This is a genomic window from Lentzea sp. NPDC051838 (genome assembly GCF_040681245.1).
In the GTDB taxonomy this organism is placed as follows: domain Bacteria; phylum Actinomycetota; class Actinomycetes; order Mycobacteriales; family Pseudonocardiaceae; genus Lentzea.
In genome coordinates, this window is record NZ_JBFAYI010000056.1 from 1 (window position 1) to 22,598 (window position 22,598).

The 22,598-nt window shown below is 68.3% G+C and carries 21 protein-coding genes; 16 read left to right on the forward strand and 5 right to left on the reverse strand.

What is annotated here, in order from left to right; translation table 11 throughout:
- Positions 1–282: 282 nt before the first annotated feature.
- Positions 283–2,622: a LuxR C-terminal-related transcriptional regulator gene (locus AB0M24_RS46475; protein WP_363781417.1), complete on the reverse strand. Its 2,340-nt coding sequence runs from the start codon at positions 2,620–2,622 to the stop codon at positions 283–285.
- A 2-nt stretch (positions 2,623–2,624) separates the two neighbouring features.
- Complete coding sequence (locus AB0M24_RS46480; protein WP_363781419.1) at positions 2,625–3,791, reverse strand: Hsp70 family protein; 1,167 nt, start codon at positions 3,789–3,791, stop codon at positions 2,625–2,627.
- A 267-nt stretch (positions 3,792–4,058) separates the two neighbouring features.
- Between AB0M24_RS46480 and AB0M24_RS46485 the strand changes: the two genes are divergently transcribed.
- The 4 genes from AB0M24_RS46485 to AB0M24_RS46500 all read left to right on the forward strand — a co-directional run bounded on the left by AB0M24_RS46485 (position 4,059) and on the right by AB0M24_RS46500 (position 9,621).
- The gene (locus AB0M24_RS46485) at positions 4,059–4,967 is read left to right on the forward strand and encodes an IniB N-terminal domain-containing protein (protein ID WP_363781421.1); all 909 of its coding nucleotides are present in this window, start codon (positions 4,059–4,061) and stop codon (positions 4,965–4,967) included.
- 173 nt (positions 4,968–5,140) lie between these two features.
- A complete protein-coding gene (locus tag AB0M24_RS46490; RefSeq protein ID WP_363781454.1) occupies positions 5,141–6,940 on the forward strand; it encodes a dynamin family protein in 1,800 nt (599 codons plus the stop codon).
- The gene (locus AB0M24_RS46495; RefSeq protein ID WP_363781423.1) at positions 6,937–8,331 is read left to right on the forward strand and encodes a hypothetical protein; all 1,395 of its coding nucleotides are present in this window, start codon (positions 6,937–6,939) and stop codon (positions 8,329–8,331) included. The genes AB0M24_RS46490 and AB0M24_RS46495 overlap by 4 nt, the downstream gene beginning before the upstream one ends.
- 15 nt (positions 8,332–8,346) lie before the next feature.
- Entirely contained in the window at positions 8,347–9,621 is a 1,275-nt protein-coding gene (locus tag AB0M24_RS46500) for a PhzF family phenazine biosynthesis isomerase (RefSeq protein ID WP_363781425.1), read from the forward strand.
- Here the strand turns inward: AB0M24_RS46500 and AB0M24_RS46505 are convergent.
- Positions 9,618–10,043: a nitroreductase family deazaflavin-dependent oxidoreductase gene (locus AB0M24_RS46505; protein ID WP_363781427.1), complete on the reverse strand. Its 426-nt coding sequence runs from the start codon at positions 10,041–10,043 to the stop codon at positions 9,618–9,620. The two genes, AB0M24_RS46500 and AB0M24_RS46505, sit on opposite strands and share 4 nt — an antisense overlap.
- Before the next feature lie 185 nt (positions 10,044–10,228).
- Between AB0M24_RS46505 and AB0M24_RS46510 the strand changes: the two genes are divergently transcribed.
- Positions 10,229–11,179 carry a LysR family transcriptional regulator gene (locus AB0M24_RS46510; RefSeq protein ID WP_363781429.1) on the forward strand — a complete coding sequence of 317 codons (951 nt, stop codon included), beginning with the start codon at positions 10,229–10,231 and terminating at the stop codon, positions 11,177–11,179.
- Positions 11,180–11,338: 159 nt separating this feature from the next.
- Here the strand turns inward: AB0M24_RS46510 and AB0M24_RS46515 are convergent, their stop codons facing one another.
- Positions 11,339–12,094, reverse strand: a complete 756-nt coding sequence (locus AB0M24_RS46515; RefSeq protein WP_363781431.1) for an NmrA family NAD(P)-binding protein — start codon at positions 12,092–12,094, stop codon at positions 11,339–11,341.
- Between the two features lie 74 nt (positions 12,095–12,168).
- Between AB0M24_RS46515 and AB0M24_RS46520 the strand changes: the two genes are divergently transcribed.
- Both AB0M24_RS46520 and AB0M24_RS46525 read left to right on the forward strand, forming a co-directional pair.
- The gene (locus AB0M24_RS46520; RefSeq protein ID WP_363781433.1) at positions 12,169–12,513 is read left to right on the forward strand and encodes a helix-turn-helix domain-containing protein; all 345 of its coding nucleotides are present in this window, start codon (positions 12,169–12,171) and stop codon (positions 12,511–12,513) included.
- Positions 12,514–12,868: 355 nt separating this feature from the next.
- Complete coding sequence (locus AB0M24_RS46525) at positions 12,869–13,741, forward strand: gamma-glutamylcyclotransferase family protein (protein ID WP_363781435.1); 873 nt, start codon at positions 12,869–12,871, stop codon at positions 13,739–13,741.
- Positions 13,742–13,828: 87 nt separating this feature from the next.
- On the opposite strand, the gene AB0M24_RS46530 is transcribed toward AB0M24_RS46525, so the two are convergent.
- Positions 13,829–14,986 carry a transposase gene (locus tag AB0M24_RS46530; protein WP_363781437.1) on the reverse strand — a complete coding sequence of 386 codons (1,158 nt, stop codon included), beginning with the start codon at positions 14,984–14,986 and terminating at the stop codon, positions 13,829–13,831.
- 124 nt (positions 14,987–15,110) lie between these two features.
- On the opposite strand from AB0M24_RS46530, the gene AB0M24_RS46535 reads away from it, so the two are divergent.
- From AB0M24_RS46535 to AB0M24_RS46575, 9 genes are all read left to right on the forward strand, one after another.
- Complete coding sequence (locus tag AB0M24_RS46535) at positions 15,111–15,689, forward strand: DUF4232 domain-containing protein (protein ID WP_363781439.1); 579 nt, start codon at positions 15,111–15,113, stop codon at positions 15,687–15,689.
- Complete coding sequence (locus AB0M24_RS46540; protein ID WP_363781441.1) at positions 15,690–16,166, forward strand: hypothetical protein; 477 nt, start codon at positions 15,690–15,692, stop codon at positions 16,164–16,166.
- Positions 16,167–16,178: 12 nt separating this feature from the next.
- Positions 16,179–16,604 carry a hypothetical protein gene (locus AB0M24_RS46545; RefSeq protein ID WP_363781443.1) on the forward strand — a complete coding sequence of 142 codons (426 nt, stop codon included), beginning with the start codon at positions 16,179–16,181 and terminating at the stop codon, positions 16,602–16,604.
- 240 nt (positions 16,605–16,844) lie between these two features.
- Positions 16,845–17,105, forward strand: a complete 261-nt coding sequence (locus AB0M24_RS46550; RefSeq protein WP_030467713.1) for a hypothetical protein — start codon at positions 16,845–16,847, stop codon at positions 17,103–17,105.
- A complete protein-coding gene (locus tag AB0M24_RS46555) occupies positions 17,105–17,356 on the forward strand; it encodes a hypothetical protein (RefSeq protein ID WP_030467714.1) in 252 nt (83 codons plus the stop codon). The genes AB0M24_RS46550 and AB0M24_RS46555 overlap by 1 nt, the downstream gene beginning before the upstream one ends.
- Entirely contained in the window at positions 17,356–20,172 is a 2,817-nt protein-coding gene (locus AB0M24_RS46560) for an FtsK/SpoIIIE domain-containing protein (RefSeq protein WP_363781446.1), read from the forward strand. Before AB0M24_RS46555 ends, AB0M24_RS46560 begins: the two co-directional genes overlap by 1 nt.
- Positions 20,172–20,615, forward strand: coding sequence for a hypothetical protein (locus AB0M24_RS46565; protein ID WP_363781448.1), 444 nt, complete (start codon positions 20,172–20,174; stop codon positions 20,613–20,615). The genes AB0M24_RS46560 and AB0M24_RS46565 overlap by 1 nt, the downstream gene beginning before the upstream one ends.
- Positions 20,616–21,329 carry a GNAT family N-acetyltransferase gene (locus AB0M24_RS46570; protein WP_363781450.1) on the forward strand — a complete coding sequence of 238 codons (714 nt, stop codon included), beginning with the start codon at positions 20,616–20,618 and terminating at the stop codon, positions 21,327–21,329.
- Between the two features lie 82 nt (positions 21,330–21,411).
- Positions 21,412–22,425 (forward strand): NADP-dependent oxidoreductase, encoded by a 1,014-nt coding sequence (locus AB0M24_RS46575; RefSeq protein WP_363781452.1) that lies wholly within the window; start codon positions 21,412–21,414, stop codon positions 22,423–22,425.
- The last annotated feature ends 173 nt before the right edge of the window (positions 22,426–22,598 follow it).

A 22,598-nucleotide genomic window follows, 5' to 3' on the forward strand; every position in this document is an offset into this window, starting at 1 on the left:
CGTGCCATCAACCCACCCACAGCGCTGGCCCCCTGATCAGATTGGCGGGGTTTGGGGCAGAGCTCCCAAGGGGAAGCACGCAACAGGAACACGCCCTACGCAACCCGACCACCAGCAAGGCCGCGACTCGCAAGGCAACAGCCGCACGCAACAGGGGAACGGCACGGACACGCAACAGGAACTCTGACTACGCAACAGGGGAACGCCATCGGACACGAAACAGGCAGCCGCCAACGCAACAGGAACACAACAACGGCAACCGGAGCGCCCGCCGCCAGGCGGCTACCCCCCAACAATATGCCGCAACTGAGCCAAAAGATCAGACCGAGAAGTAGACCCCAACCTCTGCCGCATCCGAGCCATGTGGTGCTCAACAGTCTTGGCGGAGATGAACAACCGATCCCCAACCTGCTTGTAAGTCATCCCCTCCAACACCAGCTGAGCCACCTCCCTCTCCCGATCACTCAGCTTCCCGGCATCCTCAACCACAACACCAGAATCCTCGACCCCAGAAGAAGCCCCAGAACCCCCAGAACCCCGCCGAGCCCCCACAGCCCGCCCCTGCAACAACCGAGCACAGTCCAGCAACCGAACCATCGCCTGCCGATCCGCCGTACGAATAGCAGCCTGCCCAGCCAACCGAGCCGCATCCCACCAAAGCCCAACAGCGTGCAAGCTGCGAGCCGCAACCTCGACCCGATCCGGATCAACCTTCCCAGCCACCACGTCCAGCCAGGACTCAGCCGCAACGGACAAGATCGAGCAGTACCGCGAGTGATCCCGGTGAACTGCCAACGCAGCAGCATGCGACTCAGCAGCAGCAGAATCCTCAAAAATGATCGCCGCGTGCAACAAACTCCAGTGCAGCTGCGTGGCCCACAACGGCGGATTCCCCAGCCCGGCCAGCAAAGCGGACGCCTGAGCAAGGTGCGGCGCCAACCGCTCCTGATCCCTCAACCGAGCCGCGGCAGCCGCGAACTCCCCCAACGGCAACAACGAGAACAGATCCACAGGATGCCGGAGCACGGCTTCACAAGCCTGCTCCCAAGTACGCCGCAACGTGGCCAGATCGCTGTTGCGCCGCGCCACCCCGACCTCCAGCGCGACAGCGAAGATCCAGTCGCGCGGCTCGAACGCCCCACGCACGGACATCAGCCCTTCGCGGGCCACGGCCAGGTTCCCGCGGAGCATGTGCAGCCAGGACTGCAACAACCGGTGCCGCACCGACATCAGCACACCACCGGTCGAGCACTCCACCGCACGGTCCAGCACGGACTCGGCGACGTTCGGCTCGCCGCAGTGCACCGCGACCAAGGCGGCCAGAGCGGCAGGCGAGTCCGGCAGCAGCACAGCCCCGCCGGCGGGCTCGAGCATCGACGACGCTCGCACCAGCGTGGACAACGCGGCGGTCTCGGCTCCGGAAACCGACTGCCGAACGCCCTGCAGCATCAGGGAAGCGGCCCCGCCGAGCATCGTCGGCGGCTGGGGTGGCGTCTCCTCGAACCGGTGCCCGGTGCCGATCAACCCGATGCCGGCGAATGCGCTGGCGTACGGAGTCGCGGCCCACCGGAACAGTTCGGTGCTCCGGGCCAACTGACCGCGGTGAGCCAACGCGACGGCCGCGACCTCGGCCGCGGTACGTCGATGCGGCGTGTCAGCAGAAGAGATGACCTGATCCGCGAGCCGCAGGGAAGCGTCCAGGTCACCGGCCATCGCCGAAGCAGTGGCCCAGGAAGCCGCAGTCTCAGGGGAAGGCGCCCCACCACCAGTAGACGCGGCGAACAACCGAGCGGCTAGAGCAGGATCCGAGGACAAGGCTTCCCGAGCCGCGGCCGCGAACACAGGACCACCGATACCGGTGTCCAGCAACGGCCGAACCAACTCCAGCACCGGCCCACCACGTTCGAGCTGCAGCTGCGCCAGCTTCTGCCGAACCGCGATCCGCCGCTCGGCCCGGGTCAACGCCCCGACGGCCCGATGCGCCAACGGCAGCAGAGTGCCGTCCTCGGCCAGCAGACCGGTCGCGCGAGCGGCCTCGATGATGTCGCTGACCTCGTCGAAGTCCTTGTCCAGCAACGCGGACAGCAGATCCAGCCGCTGAGCCGCGCCGGCCTCGGCCGCCAGCAGGAACTTCTGCAGATCCGGGTCCAGCCAGTCGAGCTCGGCCCGGAACCCGCTCAGCACCTCGGGAGAAACCTCGGAAACCGCGCCCAGAGCAGTGACAAACCCAGGCACACCACCGGTTTGCGCGAACACGAAGTCCACCACGGGCTTCGGTGCGTGCAGGACGTCCCGGACCTGCTCACGCGTAAATGCAGCGAGAGGCACGACCACGGCACCACGAGCCAGCTCAGCCAGAAGAGCCCGGCGCGGCCAGGGGCGATATGCCAGCACCAGCAACGGTTCCGCGGCCAGAGCGCTCAGGGAAGCGTCGTCCAGCAGGTGCGCGTCGTCGACCACGCGCACAGCCGAGTTGGTGATCTCCTCCAGGAACGCTGTTTTGCCGTAACCACCTGGCGCCACAACGACAACGCGCAGGCGAGTACCCGCGGCGGCGTCGTTGATCCGGTCGAGGACACCTCGCACGGAAGCGTCCAGCACCAACCTGGCTCGCGTGGTCACGCTCAACGGCCGTCCTCATCGTCGTCGTATTTGTCGGACTTCTCTGCTCGCGAACGCCGGCCGACGGGATTCAGGGCGTCGGCCATGCGCTTCACCCTGCGCGGGGGCAGGTCCAGCGGCGGCACGTCCACGGGCGGGCGGGGCGGCGGCGCGGTGAACTCCTCGTCGTCGGCACGGGAGATCTCGCCGACCGGGAACCGCAACGACGCCTCGCGGGTGTGCACCAGAACCGACGTGTCGAACGGTTCCGGCTCGGCTTCGGGACCCACCACGACCAGGCGCGCGGCCACGGCGGCACCCTTGGCGACCGAGTGCTCCGGCGCGGCCTCGGCCAGCACGCGGCAGTCGACCGTCGCGGACAGCGAGTCGCCGATCACCTGCATGCGGCAGGCACCGCCGACCAGCAGCACGGCGTCGGGCTGAACCGCGCCGACAGCGCGCACGAAAGTGCTGACCAGGTGGTCCACGGACGGCCGGATCTCGTCGACGAACTCGTCGCGGGTGATCTCGACACCGGCCACCACCACGGCGGGGCCGAACGCCCGCTTCGCCGCCTCGCACTCGGCAGCCGACACGAAGCCGTCCTTGCCGAGACGGCCGCGCACCAGCAGACCAAGCTGGTCGTCGAAGTCGGCACCGGTGTGGTGGTCGACGCCTTCGACGTGGTTGACCAGCTCGAACGTCCGGTTTCCCGACCGCCGCACCACCGACGCCGAGAACGCGTGGCTGCCCAGCGAGAACACGGCCAACGACGAGTCCGGCACCACGCGAGCGCGCACGGCGTGGTTCTCCGCGGCCGCCAACGGTTCCGGAACCAGCGTCACGTCGTGGACCCCGACGGACCGCAACGCGGCGTAGAGCTGGCCACGGCGATAGGGGCCCCACCCGGCCGGGTGACTGACGGCCACGTGACGGGGCTGTTCACCCTCTCGGGCGACCACCTCGCCGATGACCCACATGATCAGCAACGCGGTGAGCTCCTCGGCCGGGCACGTCTCCGGACCCAGCGAGAACGGCACCGCGTCGCCCACTCTGCGCGCGAATCCGGTAGCGGTCCACCCTGCCGCCCCGAACTCGCCGACCGAGAACGTGCCGGCGTCCGTGAGCTGCAGGAACGACGGCACCACCAGGGCGATCTCGGCATCCCGGGCACCGTCGAGACGGCACACGGCAGCAGTCGTGCGGGTGGTCCCGACATCGACTCCGAGTACATACGCCAAAGCTCTTCCCTCACCTGTTCGCAGCAGCGACCAGTACCTACACGGGTGAACAAGAGGCGCTCAAGCGATGCCCCTAATCCCCTAGGGGGTCAACGAGCGTCACCCCTTTGGGGAACGGGGATCTACTGGGAGTGATCCCCGATGTTGGGGGTGGCCCCGCTCTCATAGCTTTTCGGCACACCAATTGATACGTGCTTCAACAGGAGAGTTCCTCTGATGATCGAGACCAGCACGCTCCACGACTTCGTGCTCAGCCTTCTCAGCGACCCGGCCCTCAAGGCCGCGTTCGCGAACGACGCCCAGGGCACTCTGGAGCAGGCTGGCCTGGCCGACATCACCGCCGTTGACGTGCAGGAGGTCATCCCGCTGGTGATCGACCTGCTGCCGGCCACCCCCGCGGGCCTGCCCGCCCTCGACAGCGTGGCCTTCACCGGTCTCCCGCAGGAGGTCCTCGCGGAGGGCCCGCTCGGCGCCATCAGCCAGCTGCAGGCCGTCGCGTCTCAGCTGACCTCGTCGGGCATCAACCTCGGCGACATCACGTCGTCCTCCGCGGGCCTGCTCGCCGCCGACGGCAACGGCCTGTCCGTGCTGGCCGGCACGAACACCGCCAACATCCTCGGCACCGGCCAGGTCAACCTCGACGGTGACTTCTCCGCCGTCGGCGACGTGACCTCGGTCCTCGACCAGACCGCCTCCCCGGTCGCCGGCACCGTGCTCGACGTGGCGGACACCGCCACCGGCACGGTCGACGGCACGCTGGGCACCGTCACCCACGCCGTTCCCGGCGTCGACGGCGTCCTCGGCAACCTGACCGGCGTGACGGGCCTCGGCCACGACGCGCTGGGCGTGCTCGGCGGCGGCGACGCCTCCCTGGGCAACCTCGCCAACGTCAGCGGCCTGGGCGACCTGTCGCACGGCACCCTCGACGTCCGCGTCCCCGAGGCCGTCAGCGGCGTCGAGCACACCGCGTCGGGCGTCGTCGACACCGCCACGGGCGTTGCGGACACCGCGACCGGTCTGGTCGACCACGCGGGCGTCGGCAACGTGCTCGGCACCGTCACCAACACCGCGCACGACCTGCCGGTCGTGGGCGACGGCCTCGACCTGGGCCACCTGCTCGGCTGAGCCACCTGCCCCATCACGGACCGGCCCTGTCGCACCTGGACAGGGCCGGTTCTGCGTCTGAGCGGTGAGCAACGTCACCGCCTCTCCGAGCAGCCCCGTCTCACCCGAACGGAACCGGTCTTGCGTTCGAGGCTTTCACCCAAGGGGGTGAACACGGCACTATGAGTCAGGTGATGGCACCGCCCTGGCTCGACGTGCTCGACGAGACGATCGGGGCCTGCATCACGCACCGGAGGCCCGATCTGGAGGCCCGGCTGCGGGAGAAGCGGGCTCAGCAACTCGACCCCAAGTTGCGCGTTCTCGTCGTCGGCGAGTCCAAACAAGGCAAGAGCCAGCTCGTGAACGCGCTGCTCAACGCGCCGGTGTGCGCGGTGGGCGACGACATCACGACGACTGTGCCGACCTTCGTCCAGCACGCCGACACCCCGTCGGCGGCGCTGGTCCGCAACGCGTCCGCGAAGGGGTCGATCTTCCACACCCCGACCGAGCGCATCGCCGTGCCGATCGAGCAGGTCACGAAGCAGGCCTCCGCGCAGCACGTCGTGCGCGCCGAGATCGGCATTCCGCGCGCGCTGCTCGACAGCGGCCTGGTCCTGATCGACACCCCCGGAGTGGGTGACACCCGATCCGCTCACACCGCCAGCACGTTCGCGACGCTGATGCAGGCCGACGCCGTGCTCCTGGTCTCCGACGCCACCGGTGAGCTGACCTCGGCGGAGATGACGCTGCTCAAGAAGGTCATGGAGGCGTGCCCGAACGTCACCGTGGTCGTCACCAAGATCGACCTGGTGCCGAGCTGGCGCGCTGTCGTGGAGCGCAACAAGGCGCTGCTCGCCCGTGCCGGCGTCCCGGCCAAGCTCATCCCGGTGTCGTCCGCGCTGCGTCTGCGCGCGGCCAAGACCGGTGACCAGCGGCTCAACACCGAGTCCGGTTTCCCCGAACTGCTGGCGTGCGTGCAACGGGACATCGTGGCGAGTGCCGATCTCCTGGCCCGCCGCGCCGTCGCCGTCGTCGCGTCGAGCGCCCTCTCCCAGCTCGTCACGCCGTTGCGCGAGGAGCTGACCACACACGACTCGTCCCACACCGCCGCCACCATCTCGACGCTGCAGGAAGCCCAACGGCGCGTCGACGAGCTGCGGCGCCGGTCCGCGCGTTGGCAGAACGTGCTCAACGACGAGATGGCCGACCTGATCTCCGACGTCGAGTACGACTTGCGCGACAGGACCCGCAAGATCCTGCGCGAGGTCGACAAGACCTACGACGAGGCCGACCCCGCGATCGGCTGGGACAAGTTCGAGCAGTGGCTGGAGGACAACCTCAACGAGGCCGCCACCACGAACTTCGCCTGGCTGATGGAACGCGCGGAGTGGGTGGCCGCGAAGGTCGCCAAGAACTTCCCGGTGTACCGCGAGGACCTGATCCCGGGTTCGGTGCTGCCGGACGACCTGCTGGAACCGGTCGGCAAGCTCGAGAGGCCGAAGATCGAGCCGTTCTCGGTGCCGCAGAAGCTCTTCACGGGTCTGCGCGGCTCGTACGGCGGCGTGCTGATGTTCGGTCTGGTCACGTCGCTCGCCGGCATGCCGCTGATCAACGTGATCTCGCTCGGCGCCGGTGCGCTGTTCGGCGGGAAGTCCATTTTGGACGAGAGCGATCAACGACTCAAGCGTCGCCAGGCCGCCGCCAAGACCGCCGCGCAGAAGCACGTCGACGACTTCTTCGTGAAGTTCTCCAAGGACGTCCGCGACTCCGGCCGCCACATCCAGCGCTCGCTGCGCAACCACTTCAGCACCCTCGCCGAGGAGCTGCAGGAGACGTTGCTGGAGTCGGCCCGCAGCGCCAAGCGCGCGGTGCAGGACGACCAGACCGAGCGCGAACGCCGGTTGCGCGAAGGCCGCAAGGAACTGGACAAGCTGGTCACGCTCTACAAGCGGGTCCAGACGCTCGGGGGTCCCGCGATGGAGCTCACCGCGTGACATTGGACCGCGTCGTCTGGTCGATGCTGCAGGAAGCACTGGCCGTCTACCGCGACAGCCCGCGCGCCACCGGGTGGTTGCGCTCCCACGTCGAGCGCTACACCGAGCCCGTGCGGATCGCGGTGGCCGGTCGGTCGCGCATCGGCAAGTCCACTGTGGTCAACGCGCTGGTCGGCGACGAGTTCGTGCCGCTGAGCTCCTTCACCTGGTACCGCGGCGGTGCCGAACCGCGGGCGCACGTCTTCTCCGGACCCGGCCGTCCGCACGAGGTCGGGGTGTCCAGGAAGGGCGGCAGGCACCACGTCGACATCGGCCAGTTCGACCGCGCCGACAAGGTCGTCGTCGAGTGGCCGGCGCGGACGCTGCGGGACGTCGTGCTGATCGACACGCCCTCCGAGGCCACGCCCGAGCAGGTGCTGGGCGAAGCGGACGCGTTGCTCTACCTCATGCGGCACGTGCAGGACGACGACCTGAAGTTCCTGCAGTCCGCCAACGACCACCCGATCGCCAGGGTCTCCAACGTGCACACGGTCGCGGTGCTCGCCCGTGCCGACGAGATCGGTGCCGGACGGATCGACGCGCTGTCGTCGGCCAAGCAGATCGCCCGCCGCTACCGCAAGGACGTGGCGGTGCAGCCGTTGTGCCAGAACGTGGTCGCGGTCGCCGGTCTGCTCGCGGTGGCGGCGAAGACGTTGCGGGAGGACGAGTTCGCGGCCCTGCGCACGCTCGCGTCGCTCGGCAGGGAAGAGCTCGAGGACAACCTGCTGTCGGCCGACAGGTTCGCCGGTGAGCAGTTCCCGCTGCCGATGGAACCGGCTGTGCGGCAGGCGTTGCTGGAGCGGTTCGGGATCTTCGGCGTCCGACTGATCACGGCGTTGATCAGGCAGGGCTTCGACACCCAGGTCAAGCTGACCGGGCAGCTGGTGCAGCGCAGCGGGCTCGGCGAGCTGCGCGACTCGATCGCCGTCCACTTCACCGAACGCCGCGAGATCCTCAAGGCCCGGTCGGCGTTGCTGGCGCTGGACGTGGTGTTCCGCATGGAGCCGCGGCAGAACGCCCGCAAGCTCATGGCCGATCTCGAACGGGTCGTCGCCTCCGCGCACGACTTCCGCGAGCTGCGCCTCGTGGCCGCACTGCAGTCCGGACGCACGAAGCTGCCCGCCGACCTGCAGGCCGAGGCGTTGCGGCTGATCGGCGCCGAGGGCACGACGTCGTTGGCACGCCTGGGTTTCGACTACGAAGCCGACCCGCGCGAGCAACGGGAGGCGTTGCTCGACGCGCTGGTGCGGTGGCAGGCGCAGGCCGCGGACGTCCACGCGCCGAACGACCAGCGCGGGGCCGCCCAGATCGTCGTCCGCACCTGCGAAGGGCTACTTCTTCAGGTTCGCTGAGGCACGATGGACACCATGGAACTCGTGCCGTGGAGCGATGAACACCGCGAACACATGCTCCGCTGGGCAACCGACCCGCGGATGGTCAAGTACGTCGCCGACGGGAAGCCCTGGACGCCGGAGTACGTCACCGAACGGCACGAGCAGGCGTTGCGGCACTGGGAAGAGCACGGCTTCGGCCTGCACCTGGTCGTCGAGGACGGCGCTGTCGTCGGGCTGGCGCAGCTCGTTCGCCGCGGCCCCGGCGAGGCCGAGATCGGCTACTGGATCGACCCGGACCACTGGGGCCGCGGGCTCGCCACCCGGATCGCCCTGGAACTGCGCGACCGGGCCCTCGCGCTGGAGCCACGGGTGTTCGCCGGTCACGACGCCGAGAACATCGCATCCGGGCGCGTGCTGGAGAAGGCCGGCTTCGTCTACGCCACCAGCAAGTACATGTGGGGCAAGCTGCAACACGGCTACTCGTCGGGAGAAGGCATGATCGAGCAGGGCGTCCTGCGGTACAGCGCGTTCACGACGGATCCGTCGGGCGGCAACCCGGCCGGTGTCGTGCTCGACGCGACCGGCCTGTCCGACGAGGAGATGCTCGTCATCGCCGCGAAGGTCGGCTACTCGGAGACGGCGTTCGTGCTGCCACGCGGCGAACGGAACTTCCACGTCCGGTACTTCAGCCCCAAGGCGGAGGTGCCGTTCTGCGGCCACGCCACCATCGCCACGTCCGTCGCGCTGGCGGAACGGATCGGAGACGGGCCGCTGACGTTCCACACGCGGGCCGGGGAGATCACCATCGAGACGGCGGACGGCACCGCGTCGTTGACCAGCGTGCCGACCAGCACCACCGAGGCGTCGCCGGAGCTGGTGGAAGCCGCGCTGGAAGCGTTGGGGTACAAGGAGATCGGTGACGGCCCGGTACACGTCGGCTTCGGCGGCGCCCGCCACCTGCTGGTGCCGCTCAAGGACCGCGCGCAGCTCGCCGACCTCGACTACGACTTCACCGCGTTGCGCGACCTGATGCTGGCCAACGACCTCACGACCGTGCACCTGTTCTGGCGCGAGTCTCGTGAGTTGGTGCACGCTCGCGACCCGTTCCCCGTCGGTGGTGTGGTGGAGGACGCGGCGACGGGTGCCGCCGCCGCCGCGTTCGGTGGCTACCTGCGCGATCTCGAAGGGCCGCAACGGTTCGTCATCAGCCAGGGCGAGGACATGGGCAGGCCGTCACGGCTGGAGGTCGACGCGACTCGCGAGGACCGCCGGGTCACCGTGACGGGTGCCGCGGTCGTCATCCCCTAAACCCGTTCCAGCACCACGACAGGGATCTCGCGGTCGGTCAGCTTCTGGTATTCCGTGTAGTTGGGCCAGACCTCGTTCATCAGCTTCCACAGCCGGTCGCGCTCGTCGGGACCGGCTGTGCGAGCGCGGGCCTGGAACTTGTCCGCCGCGACCTGGACGTCCGCCACGGGCTCTTCGGAGAGGTTGAAGTACCAGGACGGGTTCGCCGGCTTGCCGCCCTGCGACGCCACGACCACGTAGTCGTCGCCGTCGCGCTGGTAGATCAGCGCGGTGCGCCGCAGCTCGCCGCTCTTGCGCCCCTTCGTGGTCAGCAGCAGCGTGTGCACGCCGGGCCGCCACTCGTGGCCTTCGGCGCCGTCGGTCTCGACGTACTTCTGAATGTGCTCGTTCACCCAGCCAGTGGGAGAGTCCTTCACCGCCATGGGTTCGACGCTACTGCCGCGGAGCGCAGGGTGCGCGGCAGCAGCGTCGAACCGAGGGGTGCGCACCCTCCCGCGCCGGACCCGTTGAGCGCTGCCGCAAGCGCCGGGCCGGAAGATCGATCGAGAAGTAACTATGCCCCGATCGACGGGTGGCGGCGCATACAGAAGCGGGATACAAGGTCTTTATGCCCGAGCTGGAGCTCCGCCACCTCCGCGCGGTTCGCACCATCGCCGAGGAAGGCAGCGTGACCAGGGCCGCCACGCGGCTCGGACTGACCCAACCGGCTTTGTCCGCGCAACTGCGCACGGTCGAGAGACTGGTCGGCGGACAGCTGTTCGACCGAACGCGCAACGGTTGCGTCCCAACGGACCTGGGCCGACGTGTGCTGGGCACGGCCAGACTCGTGCTCGACGAGATGGCTCAGCTGATGGCCACCACCCGCGAATCCGACCGCCGCGGGCCGTTGTACCTCGGCAGCATCTCGATCCTGTACTTCGCCGCGCTCGTCGAGGGGTTGCGGCAGCTCAACGCCGACGTGCGGGCGGAGGTGCGGCAGTCGTCGGCGGAGATCGTGGACCTGCTGGAACAGGGCCGGGTGCACGTGGCGCTGTTCGAGTTCTTCGACGGCATGCCCTCGCGCGACCTCGCGGGCATCGAGCTGCGCAAGCTGGTCAGCGAACCGGCGTTCGTCGCGGTGTCGGAGAAGGACCCGCTGGCCGAGCAGGCGGAGATCGACCTCTCCCAGCTCGCCGACCACGACTGGGTCACCCCGACCGCGCAGATGATGGGCAACCGGATGACGATGTTCCAGGCGTGCTCGGACGCGGGGTTCGTGCCACGGCTGGTCCACCACACCGGCGAGTCGAGCATGGCGCGCGGCCTGGTGGCGAGCGGCGCGGTGTCGTTCGCGGCGGCGCCGTCGCGAACGGGAGACGGCATCGTGATCCGCAAGCTGCGCGGCACCCCGTTCATGACGGACATCTTCGTGGCGACGCGGCGGGACTCCCCGGTGGCGGGGCGGGCGCACGAGGTGTTCGCGTGCGCCGCCGACGCCTACCGGTCGGTGCTCGACCGCAACCCGGAGTACCGCAAGTGGTGGGACGCGCACCCGGAGGCGCATCCCGAGTTCACCTAGGGCCGTGACCGTCGGCCTTTGCCCCGTATTCGGCGATCAGACGGGTGCGTCGTGGTGCCGGCCCCACGTCCTCATCCTGGTTGGCTGTGGGCGTGGGGCCGGTGCCGCGACGCACCCTGCTGAGCGCCGAAGACGCGGTGAAGGTCGGCGGTCACGGCACTAGACGATCGGGCGGGTGGGCCGGCCGATCAGCTTCTCCAGGTCCGGGCGGATCTCGGCGAACACGCCCTCGCGGATCGACTTGAAGAAGCCGACCACGAACGGGGGCACACCGGCCGCGACCAGGTCCTCGTCGCTGACGTCCCGGAACCGGTCGCCGGCGACCTCGGGGAACGACCAGCTGGTCGAGCCGGTGAGCTCGTAGGTCTGGTTCTCGTGGCCGTCGGTGGTGAGCGCGACGGCGGCGGCGAGAGCGAAGTCGTCACGGGCGGCGCTCGCGATGCGGCCGTCCTTGGTGGAGACCGCGACGACCTCGCCGGACAGCGCGCCGAGGTAGTTCTCGTGGTACATGCCGTTGCGCAGGAACGTGAAGGTCAGGCCGGTCGCGCGGATCGCTTCCTCGGTGGCCTTGTGCACAACCGCGACACCGGCGGTCGAGGTGTCCGCGTCGGTGAGGCTCGTGTAGAAGACGTGGCCCACGCCCTGCTCCTTGGCAGCGGCGGCGGCGTTGGCGTGCTGCTGGATGCGGACGGCGTCGTCGTGGGCGTCGGCGGACACGATCAGCAGCTTGTCGACGCCGCTGAAGTCGAGCGACTTGGGGTTGTCGAAGTCGCCCTGGCGCACCTCGACGCCCTCGATGGTGAACTTCTCCGGGCTGCGGACGGACACGATGATCTGCTCGTCCGTGCGGTCGAGGACGTAGCGGACGACTGCGTTGCCGAACTGGCCTGTGGCTCCGGTGATGAGGATCGTCATGGACCCAGCTTGCGGTTAGCGCTAACCTATGGAAAGTACCAACTTTGAAGTTGGGTACTTACGTGGAGGTGAGCATGCAGGTCACGATGTGTCCCGAGCGGGCGATCATGGAGCACGTCACAAGCCGCTGGGGCGTGCTGGTGCTTCAGGCGCTCTCAAACGGCGAGGCGTGGCGGTTCAGCGACCTGCGCCGCTCGTTGGAGCTCGTGAGCGAGAAGATGCTCACCCAGACGTTGCGGACGCTGGAGCGCGACGGGTTCGTGCACCGCGAGGTGAAACCGGTCATCCCGCCGCACGTCGAGTACTCGCTGACACCCCTCGGCAAAGGTGCCGCGAACCACCTCGTGGCGCTCGCGCACTGGATCGAGGCGAACCTCCCGGAGGTCTCCGCAGCGCAGCGAACCTACGACGACGCCTGAGGCTCGCCGGAGTGTCTCCGCGCAGACATCGGGGCACTCACTCGAATGCGCAGTGAAACTCCTCACCAAGACCCTAGAAAACGGTGTCAAACATCGGATGGGTCACGATTAGGGGGCGCGATCTGGCCCCTTGCTTTGGCACAATGGACCAATGGCCCAACCGTTCACCGACGAAAGCCATCCGGCGGAGCCCTATCCGGGCACTCGTCCAGACCACTGTTTCGTCCACGTGGACGAAACAGGCTGGCCAGTGCGACCGGACCTCACGATGGAGTCGGGATGGCGAGTTGAGCCGGAGAACATCGATCTGGACCAATGGCTCGCAAACCACGGTGAGCCCCCGCTAGCGGGCCGAATGCCAGTGCTCGGCTACGGCTCGAACGCCAATCCCAGCAAGGTCACCTGGCTCCGCGAGGAGCTCGGTCTCGAAGGCCCCGCAGTCGTGCTTCGCGCCCGCTGTGAGGGCTTTTCTGCTGTCTGGGCCGCCGGCATGCGCGCCCGCGACGGCCAGCGCCCGGCCACCCTCGCCGCCGCCCCCGGCCACGTCGAGGAGCACTCGGTCTGGTTCGCCACGCCCGAGCAGCTGCGCGTCCTGGACCGTTGCGAGGGCCGCGGACTGCGCTATCGCCTCGTACGCCTGCACACGGGCCGTGTGGTGCTCTACAACGGCGGCGTCATCGACAGCGTTCTCGCCTACACCGCGGGCTCCAAGAAACGGATGCCCGTGCTCGTCAACGGCCGTATGGTCCGCTGCGAGGACGTCTCGCAGCGGCGCGCCCTCACCCTGGGCGAAAGGGCGGCCATGACCGACGGACTGGACGTGACCGAGGTGCTCGGCGAGCCGTCGGCCGACGACTGGCCCGAGCTGCTGTTCGTCTACGGCACGCTCCAGCCGGGCGCAAGCGCTTGGCACCTGATGGAACCGCACGTCGTGGAGTCCTCGGAGACCCACCTGCCCGGCACGTTGTTCGACACGGGCCAGGGCTACCCCGCGCTGCGTCCCGGTGCCGGACTGGGAGTGCCCGGCTTCGTGCTGCGGCTGCGCTCCCCCGAGGAAGCCCTGCCGTTGCTCGACGAGTACGAGGGCGACGACTACCGCCGCGTGCGCGTGGTGCTGCCCGACGGCCGGATCGCGTGGACCTACATCTGGACCGCGGCGGTGAAGGGCATGTCGGAGCTGCCGAACGGCTGGGACGTCCACCAGATCCGGTCAACTCCTCAGCTCTGAAACCGGATTTGAGCCGGTTCGTTCAAGCCGAGTCGCGTGCCTGGCCCGCCACTGGCTGTGGCGTGCGGGCCGCATCTACCGACGGACTCAAGCCGCCATCGGTACGGGTGCGTTGACGAGCACCCACGCGCGCCGTGCACGGTCACGAACATTCACGGCGGCGACGACGTCAGCAGGTCCAGCAAGACCGCACAGACGACAGGAGAACGTGTCCCTGGTGGGACGGTTCGAACGGGTTGTGTGTTTGCACCTGGGACACATCTGCGAGGTGTAGCGCGCATCCACCAGCAGCACCGGCACGCCCGCGCGGCGAGCCTTGTAGGTGATGTGCCGTTCGAGCTGATGGAACGGCCACGAGGACATGATGGCTCGCTGGTGCCGGTTCAGCCGTACCCGATCGCGAATGCCCCGCAGTTCCTCGAGGGCAATGCCGCGACCGGTGCGTTGGGCAACAGCCACGATGTCCTTGGCGATGCTGTGATTGACACAGGCGGCGTGACGCGCCTCCTTGCGCGCCCGCGCCTTGAGGCGGCGCTTCGCAGATTTCGTCCGTTTGGCTTGGAGCTCGACTCGTTTGCGGCCGTGCCATCGGCGATAGCGCTGAAGGCGGCGGCCCTGGAAGTTGTCCGCATCCGAGGTCGTGGCCAGGTTGGTGATGCCGCGGTCCACGCCGATCCAGTCGGCGGGTTCGAACACCTCAGGCTCGGGCACTTCGCAGGTGGCGATCAGAAACCACCCGCCATCGCGGAACAGCAGATCCGACTCGCCCCGGCGGTGGGCCCGCAGCGTAGCGAGCTGATCGGCCGAGCCGACGAACCCGATGCCCTTGAGCCTCCCGGCAGTGGTCCAGATTGACACCGTGCCCGCGTCGTAGCGCCACGACAGGCATCGGTCGTCAAACGGCTGCGCCGACGATGTGTTGAACGCGATCGGCTTCGACTCGGCCTTGACTCGGCGCCGAGATCGCTCGCCGCCGAGATATCCCGCACGGATGCCGGCATGGAGCGCGGTGTAGGCATCGACGACCTTCTTCACCACCCGTACTGCAGGCTGCGCTGACAGACCGAACCGATCCTTGATCTCGCGGTAGCAGAGCTTCTGCAACTCGTTGCGGGACTTCACGTTCCGCTCGAAAGCCACTCTTGACGTGTACTGCGCAGCCGCGTTGCAGGCGCGCAGGGTGGTCGCCAGCGCCGCCGCCTGGGCAGGCGTCGGCAGCAGCTTCACCTGCACCACCAGCTTCACACGGGTGACCGTATCGAACACACGTTCAACCTCGCATCCAGCGCCAAACCATCGAGTGAATTACCGGCACGTTGTGTGGCCGAGTTCGTGAATGGGCACATCCTCACTGGTAGGAGGTGCACCCATGACTCGACGGTTGATCGTGTGCGGACTGCTGGTGCTCGCCGGCGTGACGGCCTGCGGCAGCAAACCCTCGGACAACGGCACGCAGACGCTGCCGACATCGACGCCCACGACCGCCAGTTCGACCCCGGCGGCCAACTCCGGCGCCGCCGTCCCCGCCGTGAAGCGCTGCGACTCCACCGCGTTGAAGGGTCAGGTCGACCCGACCGACGCCGGCGCGGGCAACCGGTACGGCAAGTTCGTCGTCACGAACTCCAGCACCGCGCCGTGCACGTTGAACGGCTACAGCGGTTTCCAGCTCGAGAACGCGGCCGGCGCGGCGATTCCGACCAAGCTGGAACGCAAGGCCGACCCCGGCCCCAAGGCGCTGACGCTGGCGCCCGGCACGAAGGCGAGCGCGAACCTGCACTGGGGTGTCGTGCCATCGGGCAACGAGCCAGTCGAGGGGCCATGTCAGCCCGAGCCGGCCAAGGCCATCGCCATCCCGCCGGACGAGACCGTGCCACTGACCATGCCGTGGACGTTCGGCCCGGTGTGTTCGGGTGGCCGGATCGAGATCAGCGCGTTCTACGCTTCCTAGATGCCCGCACCCGGATGGCTCGCCGTGATGCCGCACGGCGAGCGCATCGCCATTGCTTTGCGCACCACCGGTGTTCCGGCTGTGGTGACCGAGAACATCGACGAGGCCGTGCAGGCCGCCGAGCTGCCGGTAGTCCTCATCGGACACTTCACCGGCGCTCCTTCCGCCGTGCGGTACGCACAAACGCACAAGAACCTCGCCGCGCTCGTCCTCATCTCACCGGTGCTGGGCATGTGGGACGGCGCGTCGAACGAGCTGGCCGACCTCATGGACGAGGTCAACTTCGGGCCGACGCTCGAGAAGTTGCCGACGCTCTGGCTGCACGGGAGCGACGACGAGATCGTGCCGATTTCGGACACTCGGGCGGGAACGGACAGGATTCGCGGGGCCGCGTTCGAGGAGCACATCACCGACGGGCTGCTGACCGACGGAGAGGCCGTCGCGCGGGTGCTGGAGTTCGCTCGCAGGGTCGTCTGACACCATTCGGGTGTGGATGACCTCATCCTGCTGATCACCGTGGTCGTCGAGGCGGCGGACGAGCAACAGGCGCTGGCCGCGTGCGAAGCGCTCATCAGCCGTGCCGGGGCCAAGGTCGTGGACGCTCGTGACTGCTCCGACGAGGAGCCGGGGTGCTGGGCCGTCGTCATCACCGAGCCGAGCGCGGAGAAGGCCACTCACAACGTGTCAGCGGCGTTGGCGAGAACGGTTCGCACCTTCGTGCGCGGGCTGGGTGACGGCTTTCCGACGCCGCGGGTGGCGTGCGAGCCGCCGACGGCGTGGACCGTTCTGGACGATCCCGAGCTCATCAGCGGCCTGGTGCCGGGTGCCGAGCGGGTTCTGGTCGAAGCGTGGGCCGGAGATGACCCGTTTGGTGCAGGCACTCCGCGTGACAACTCACCCTCTAGGCCGTCTTGATTCACCCGCATGGTCGCCATGTCTGAACGACAGGGTGTTAGCGGCGTTGTGAGTGTCACTACACGGGTAGTCAAGGGGCCAGGGCCGCGCCTAACTGATCATTAAATCAAGGCCCGTTCGAGTGGATTCAGGCATCCACCCAGTTAGCCGATCTTCGCTCTCAACTGTGAAAATCACGCCACAATCTCTACTGAGGGTGGTCGTCAGACCGCCTGTGTTCCGGAGGGTTCGGGAGCCGACATGGCCAGCATCGAAGAGGTCCGTGCCGCAATTGCCCAGGCGATCGACAAGGCGAGCCAAAGCCAGTCGGCCCTCCAACAGGCGGCTGAGCTCGCCGAGGACGCGCAGCAGCTGCTGACATCGGTCACGCAGGGCTCTGTGCAGGCGGACGTCGAGACGACGAACGCCCAGTTCGCCCAGGTCGTGTCCGGCGTGAGCGAGCTGCAGAACTACCTCGGCGCGGGCATCTCCGGCGCCGAGGGCATCAACAGCAGGCTTTGATGGCATCCATCGCCGAGGTTCGTGCCGCGCTCGAGCAGGCGAGCGAGATCCTGCGTGAGTCGTACCGGAGTGTGCGGTCCGCGCAGGAAGGCCTGGACGAGGCGGTCGCGATCCTGGCCGAGTCGAGCGAGAACCACCACGAGTCGCTGCTTCCACCGGAGTTCGTGCGTGCGAAGGAAAGATTCCCCGATCAGCTGGAACTGATGGTGGGAACCCTCGAGCGCATCCAACGACTCACCGTGGAGCTGTGATGAGCAGGCGCGACGACCGGCGGCGGAGGATCGAAGAGGCCTTCGCGGAGTTCCAGCGCGCCGTTTCGGCCGCGCTGGGCTCCGTGGCGCGCGAGCACCGGGCGCTCGCCACCGAGCACGCGAAGGACATGTTCGAGTTCACGGTGCGCGGCATGGGGGTCGACCAGGCCCTGCGTGACGTCGCGCTGACGAACGTGACGTCGTTCCTGGTGGTCGACGAGAAGCGCGAGCGCAACCCGCGCCAGGCGCCGCTCTCGATGGCGCAGTTCGACGAGCGGCTCGCGCAGATCAAGCACGACTGGCAGCAGTCGTACCACGAGTGGACCGCGACCGGACCGGACCAGCTGACCGCGCTGGTCAACTCGGTCGCGGCCGGGCCGGCGTCGTGGCCGCACGAGTCGTGGCTCGGCACGCCGGGCACGCACGACGGCAGCGAGGGCGTGCCGGAGCTGTGGCGGATCGGCACGGGCGTGGTGACGTCCGCGCCGGAGACGCAGGCCTTCCCGGTGGCGGTTCCGCTGCTGGACCAGGCCCACCTGCACATCTCGTCCACTTCGGACAGTCGCCAGCTCGCGGACACGCTGGTGGAGAACCTGTTGCTGCGGGTCCTCAGCCACTTCCAGCCCGGTCTCGTGCACGTCCACGTGTGGGACGTCGGCCAGCTCACCGGGTCGTTGCCGGGCCTGTACCCGTTGACCCGCGCCAACCTGCTGACGGTGCACGACCCGGCGCGGCTGCACGAGCTGCTCGACGAGCTGTCCGAGCACATCCGCCAGGTGCACACCAAGGTTCTGGTCGACGGGCACCTGACCGTACGTTCGGTCAGCGGTGAAGGCCGGCGCACCGAACCGTGGCGGATCGCCGTGCTGTTCGGCAACCGCAAGGCGTTGAAGGAAGAACACCAGCAGCAGCTGCAACGCGTGGCGCGCAACGGTTTGGCGTGCGGCGTGCAGCTGTTCATCGTGGACATCCCGATCACGATCAACTCGCCGGTGGAGACCGTGTCGTTGCGCGGTGACGGCACCGCGACCTGCACGATGACCGGCAAGCACGTGACGGTGACGCTGGATCCGGCTCTGCCGCGGACTCTCGTACCGCGGGCTTGCGCCGCCATCGCGGACAAGCGCGAAGAGCGGCGCACGCGCATGAGCACGTTCGGCGACCTGCTGCCGGAGCGTCCGTGGACCGAGACCTCTGCCGCCGGAGTCGTTGCGCCCGTTGGTTTCGACGACGGCGAACCGGTCTGCGTGCAGCTCGGCGACACCTCGCCGCACGCGTTGATCGGCGGCCCGTCGGGTTCGGGCAAGACGAACTTCCTCTACGCGATGCTCGGTTCGTTGTGCGCCAGGTACTCGCCGGACGAGCTGGAGCTCTACCTCCTCGACTTCAAGGAGGGCGTGTCGTTCGCTCAGTTCGCGCCGGGTCGCAAGGACCCGTCGTGGCTGCCGCACGCGCGCCTGGTCGGCGTCAACGTCAACACCGACCGCGAGTTCGGCGTGGCACTGCTGAAGTTCCTGTCCGACGAGATGCGCCGGCGTGCCGATGCCGCGAAGCAGCACGAGGTCACCAAGCTCGAACACCTGCGCGCCGAGGACCCGCAAGGCCGCTGGCCGCGGATCGTCGCGGTGATCGACGAGTTCCAGTACCTCTTCGGCGAACGCGACCAGGTCACCGCCGCCGCGACCCAGCTGCTGGAGGACGTGGCGAGGCGCGGTCGTTCCCAGGGCATCCACCTCGTGCTGTCGTCGCAGGACGTCTCGGGCATCGAGGGTTTCTGGGGCAAGTCCGCGATCTTCGAGCAGTTCACGGTCCGCATCGCGCTGCCCAAGGCCCGCCGGGTGCTGGCCGAACCGCAGAACGACGCGGCCGTCGAGCTCCCGCGCTGGCACGCGGTGATCAACCACGAGTCCGGCGTCAAGCCCGGCAACGAGATCTGCCGCGTCCCGGACTCGACGTCCAAGGGCACCATGGACTTCCTGCAGAACGAGCTGTGGCGCCGCGAACCCGGCCAGGCGCCAGGCCTGTTCGACGGCAGCAAGGTCCCGCTGCTCGACGCCCTGCCGGACTTCCTCGATCTGCGGCCGGGCGACGCATCGCCTACCGTTCTTCTGGGACAGGTCATCGACGTCGCGGGCAGCGCGGCGCGTGTGCGTTTCGCCCGCACCCCGGGCCGCAACATCGCGGTGATCGGCTCCGTGGTCCAGGACGCGGCCGCAGTGCTCGGCGGAGCGGCCGCGTCACTGGGCAGGCAGCACGAGCCGGTCGAGGCGGCGTTCAGCCTGGCCTGTCTGGTCGACGAGGCCATGCCGCAGGCGCTGCATCTGGCGAAACGCCTGAGCGCCGACGGCCATGATGCTTCGGTGATCGGCATCGACGGCATCCGCGAGCTGCTGGACCGCACCGCGGCCCGGCTGCAGTCGATCAGCACGGGCACGTCCGACAGCCCGCCGAGCCCGCACTACCTGGTGCTCTACGGCGTGGACGCGGCACACACGTTGCTGGAACAGAAAGATCCGGCGACGCGAGCGTCCGGTTTGGACAGCCTGCGCACGGTTCTCAAGCACGGCCCGGAGAACCGCACCCACGTGCTGGGCTGGTGGCGCGGCGTCACGAGGCTCAAGGCGAGCCTCCCCCCAGGTGTCTACGACGACATCGGCGCCTGGGTGGCGTTCGACGTCCAGGGCAAAGAACTGCTGTCGCTCGGACCCGAGCAGGTCATGAGCTGGTCGCCGCGACCACGCCGAGGCCTGTTCTTCGACAGGTTCGAGCACTCGCGACCGCAGGTGATCATCCCGTTCGACACAGGAGAAGCGTGATGAACCCGATGATGACGACCATGTTCGAGTCGGTCCCGTCGCAGCGTCAGAGCGAGGAGGTGATCGAGGTGCCGACACTGTCCGCCGTGGAGCGCTACAAGGAGATCATCGCCATCGCCACGGACGCAGCGTCCCGCCAGCGCAAGCTGGACGAGGTCCGCTGCACCGAACTCGCACAGCGACTCGCCGCCACCCAGCACGAGATCGCCGAGGTCCGCGACCGCGAAAGGGTCGTCCGCATGGGCGCCGCCCTGCACTGGGAACAGGCCGTCGAACAGCTCTGGAACGAACGCTGGCTCCAGATGGTCACGCCCCCGCAGCCGGACGAGTCCGTCCCCCACCGCCCCCAAGGCGAGTACAACCGCGCCATGGACCTCGCCTACCAGGCCCTGGAGGACTCGCTCGCGAAGCGAACCCTGTTGCGCCGCAAACAGAAGGACTGAGTGCGCCGCTTACGCACCACCGCCGACATCCACGACGTCTCCGCAGACCCGCTGATCCGCTGGGCGTCCCAGGCCTTGTCGGCAGGTGGTGCAGCCTGGGAACACCGCGGCGCAGTAGCCGTCCACGCGCCTTCCCTGACCAGACGCCGCCGCCTGGTCATGGCAGGCCCACCAGAAGGCGTCGCCTCCCTGCTGGCCGCCCACGGCCGGGGCGTGAACCTGCGACCGTTGATGGAACAGCCACTAGCGGACGAGGTGGCGGCCCTGATGCCCACGCCGTGGGCCGAGGACAAGCCTTTCGGCTGGATGGACCGAACCGGCTCGTTAGACCTACCGCCAGACGCGTCCTGGCTGTCGTGCCTGGACGACGTGCCACCGTTGCTGCGGGCAGCCAACCCCGAGTCCTGGGCCTGGCCAGGCGAGCAGGGCGTCCAACGCTGGGCAGGCGTCCGCATAGGCAACGACCTGGTGGCCACAGCAGCCGAAGCGTGGTCGTCCGTCGACGTCGGCTTCATGATGGGCGTGGCCGTCCACCCCTCCCACAAAGGCCAAGGCCTGGGCCACCGCGTCTGCCAATTCGTCACCTCCTCCCTCCTCTCGCTCTACGGCACGTGCGCCCTCTTCGTCGAGAACTACAACGCCCCCGCCATCGCCCTCTACCGCAAGCTCGGCTTCGCCTACCGAGACGTGGTCACTCTTCTTCCTGCGGTCTAGCTCACATCCCGGAACACTCCTGGACGAACAGCGGTTGAACCGGATAACTGATCCGCAATTCCAGGATGGAGATGGTTCGACCATGACCAGCACCGCACTCGAAGTCCGCCTCGCCTCCCGCCCCAAGGGCTGGCCGACCGAGGAGAACTTCGAGATCGTCGAGGTCGAGATCCCCACTCCCGCTGAGGGCCAGATCCTCGTCCGCAACATCGTGATGAGCGTCGACCCGTACATGCGCGGCCGCATGAACGACGTCAAGTCCTACGTCCCGCCGTTCCAGGTGGGCCAGCCCCTCGAGGGTGGCGCGGTCGGCGAGATCGTCGCCGTCGGCGAAGGCGTCTCCGACCTCGCCGTCGGCGACAACGTCCTCCACGGCCTCGGCTGGCGCGAGTACGCCGTCCTGGACGCCAAGCACAGCGTCAAGGTCGACCCGGCCATCGCCCCGCTGAGCGCCTACCTGGGCGTCCTCGGCATGCCGGGCCTCACCGCCTACGCAGGCCTCCTCGCCACCGCAGAGTTCAAGCCAGGCGACACCGTCTTCGTCTCGGGCGCAGCAGGCGCCGTCGGCCAACTCGTGGGCCAGATCGCCCGCCTCAAGGGAGCCTCCCGAGTAATCGGCTCCGCAGGCTCCCCGGAAAAGGTCAAGTACCTGACCGAAGAGCTCGGCTTCGACGCGGCCTTCAACTACAAGGACGGCCCTGTAGCCGACCAACTGGCCGCCGCCGCCCCCAACGGCATCGACGTCTACTTCGACAACGTGGGCGGCGAGCACCTCGAAGCGGCCATCGACGCCCTGAACCTCAACGGCCGAATCACCATGTGCGGCGCCATCTCCCAGTACAACGCCTCGGAGAAGCCGACCGGCCCGGGCAACATGATCCAGATCCTCGCCAAGCGCCTGACCCTGCGCGGCATGCTGGTGGGCGACCACAAGGCCCTGCAGCCTCAATTCATCTCTGAAGTCGGCGCCTGGATCGCCTCGGGCGAGCTGAAGTACTCGGAGACCACCATCGAAGGCGGCGCCAAGCAGGCCCCGGCAGCCTTCCTGGGCCTCCTGAGGGGCGAGAACACGGGCAAGATGCTCGTGCAGTTCTAGGGGCGAAGGCGAAGCCGAGCTGCTTTTCGCGAACACTCTAGGTGGGGTGGGTCCCGTCACGAGTCGTGGCTGATCGTTGGCCGCGCCAGGGAGGGGAGGTCAAGTCGACACGCTTTTCGTCGACAATAACAACCCCCCCCGCGGTGGCTCGCGCGGACCCCACGAGATAGGAA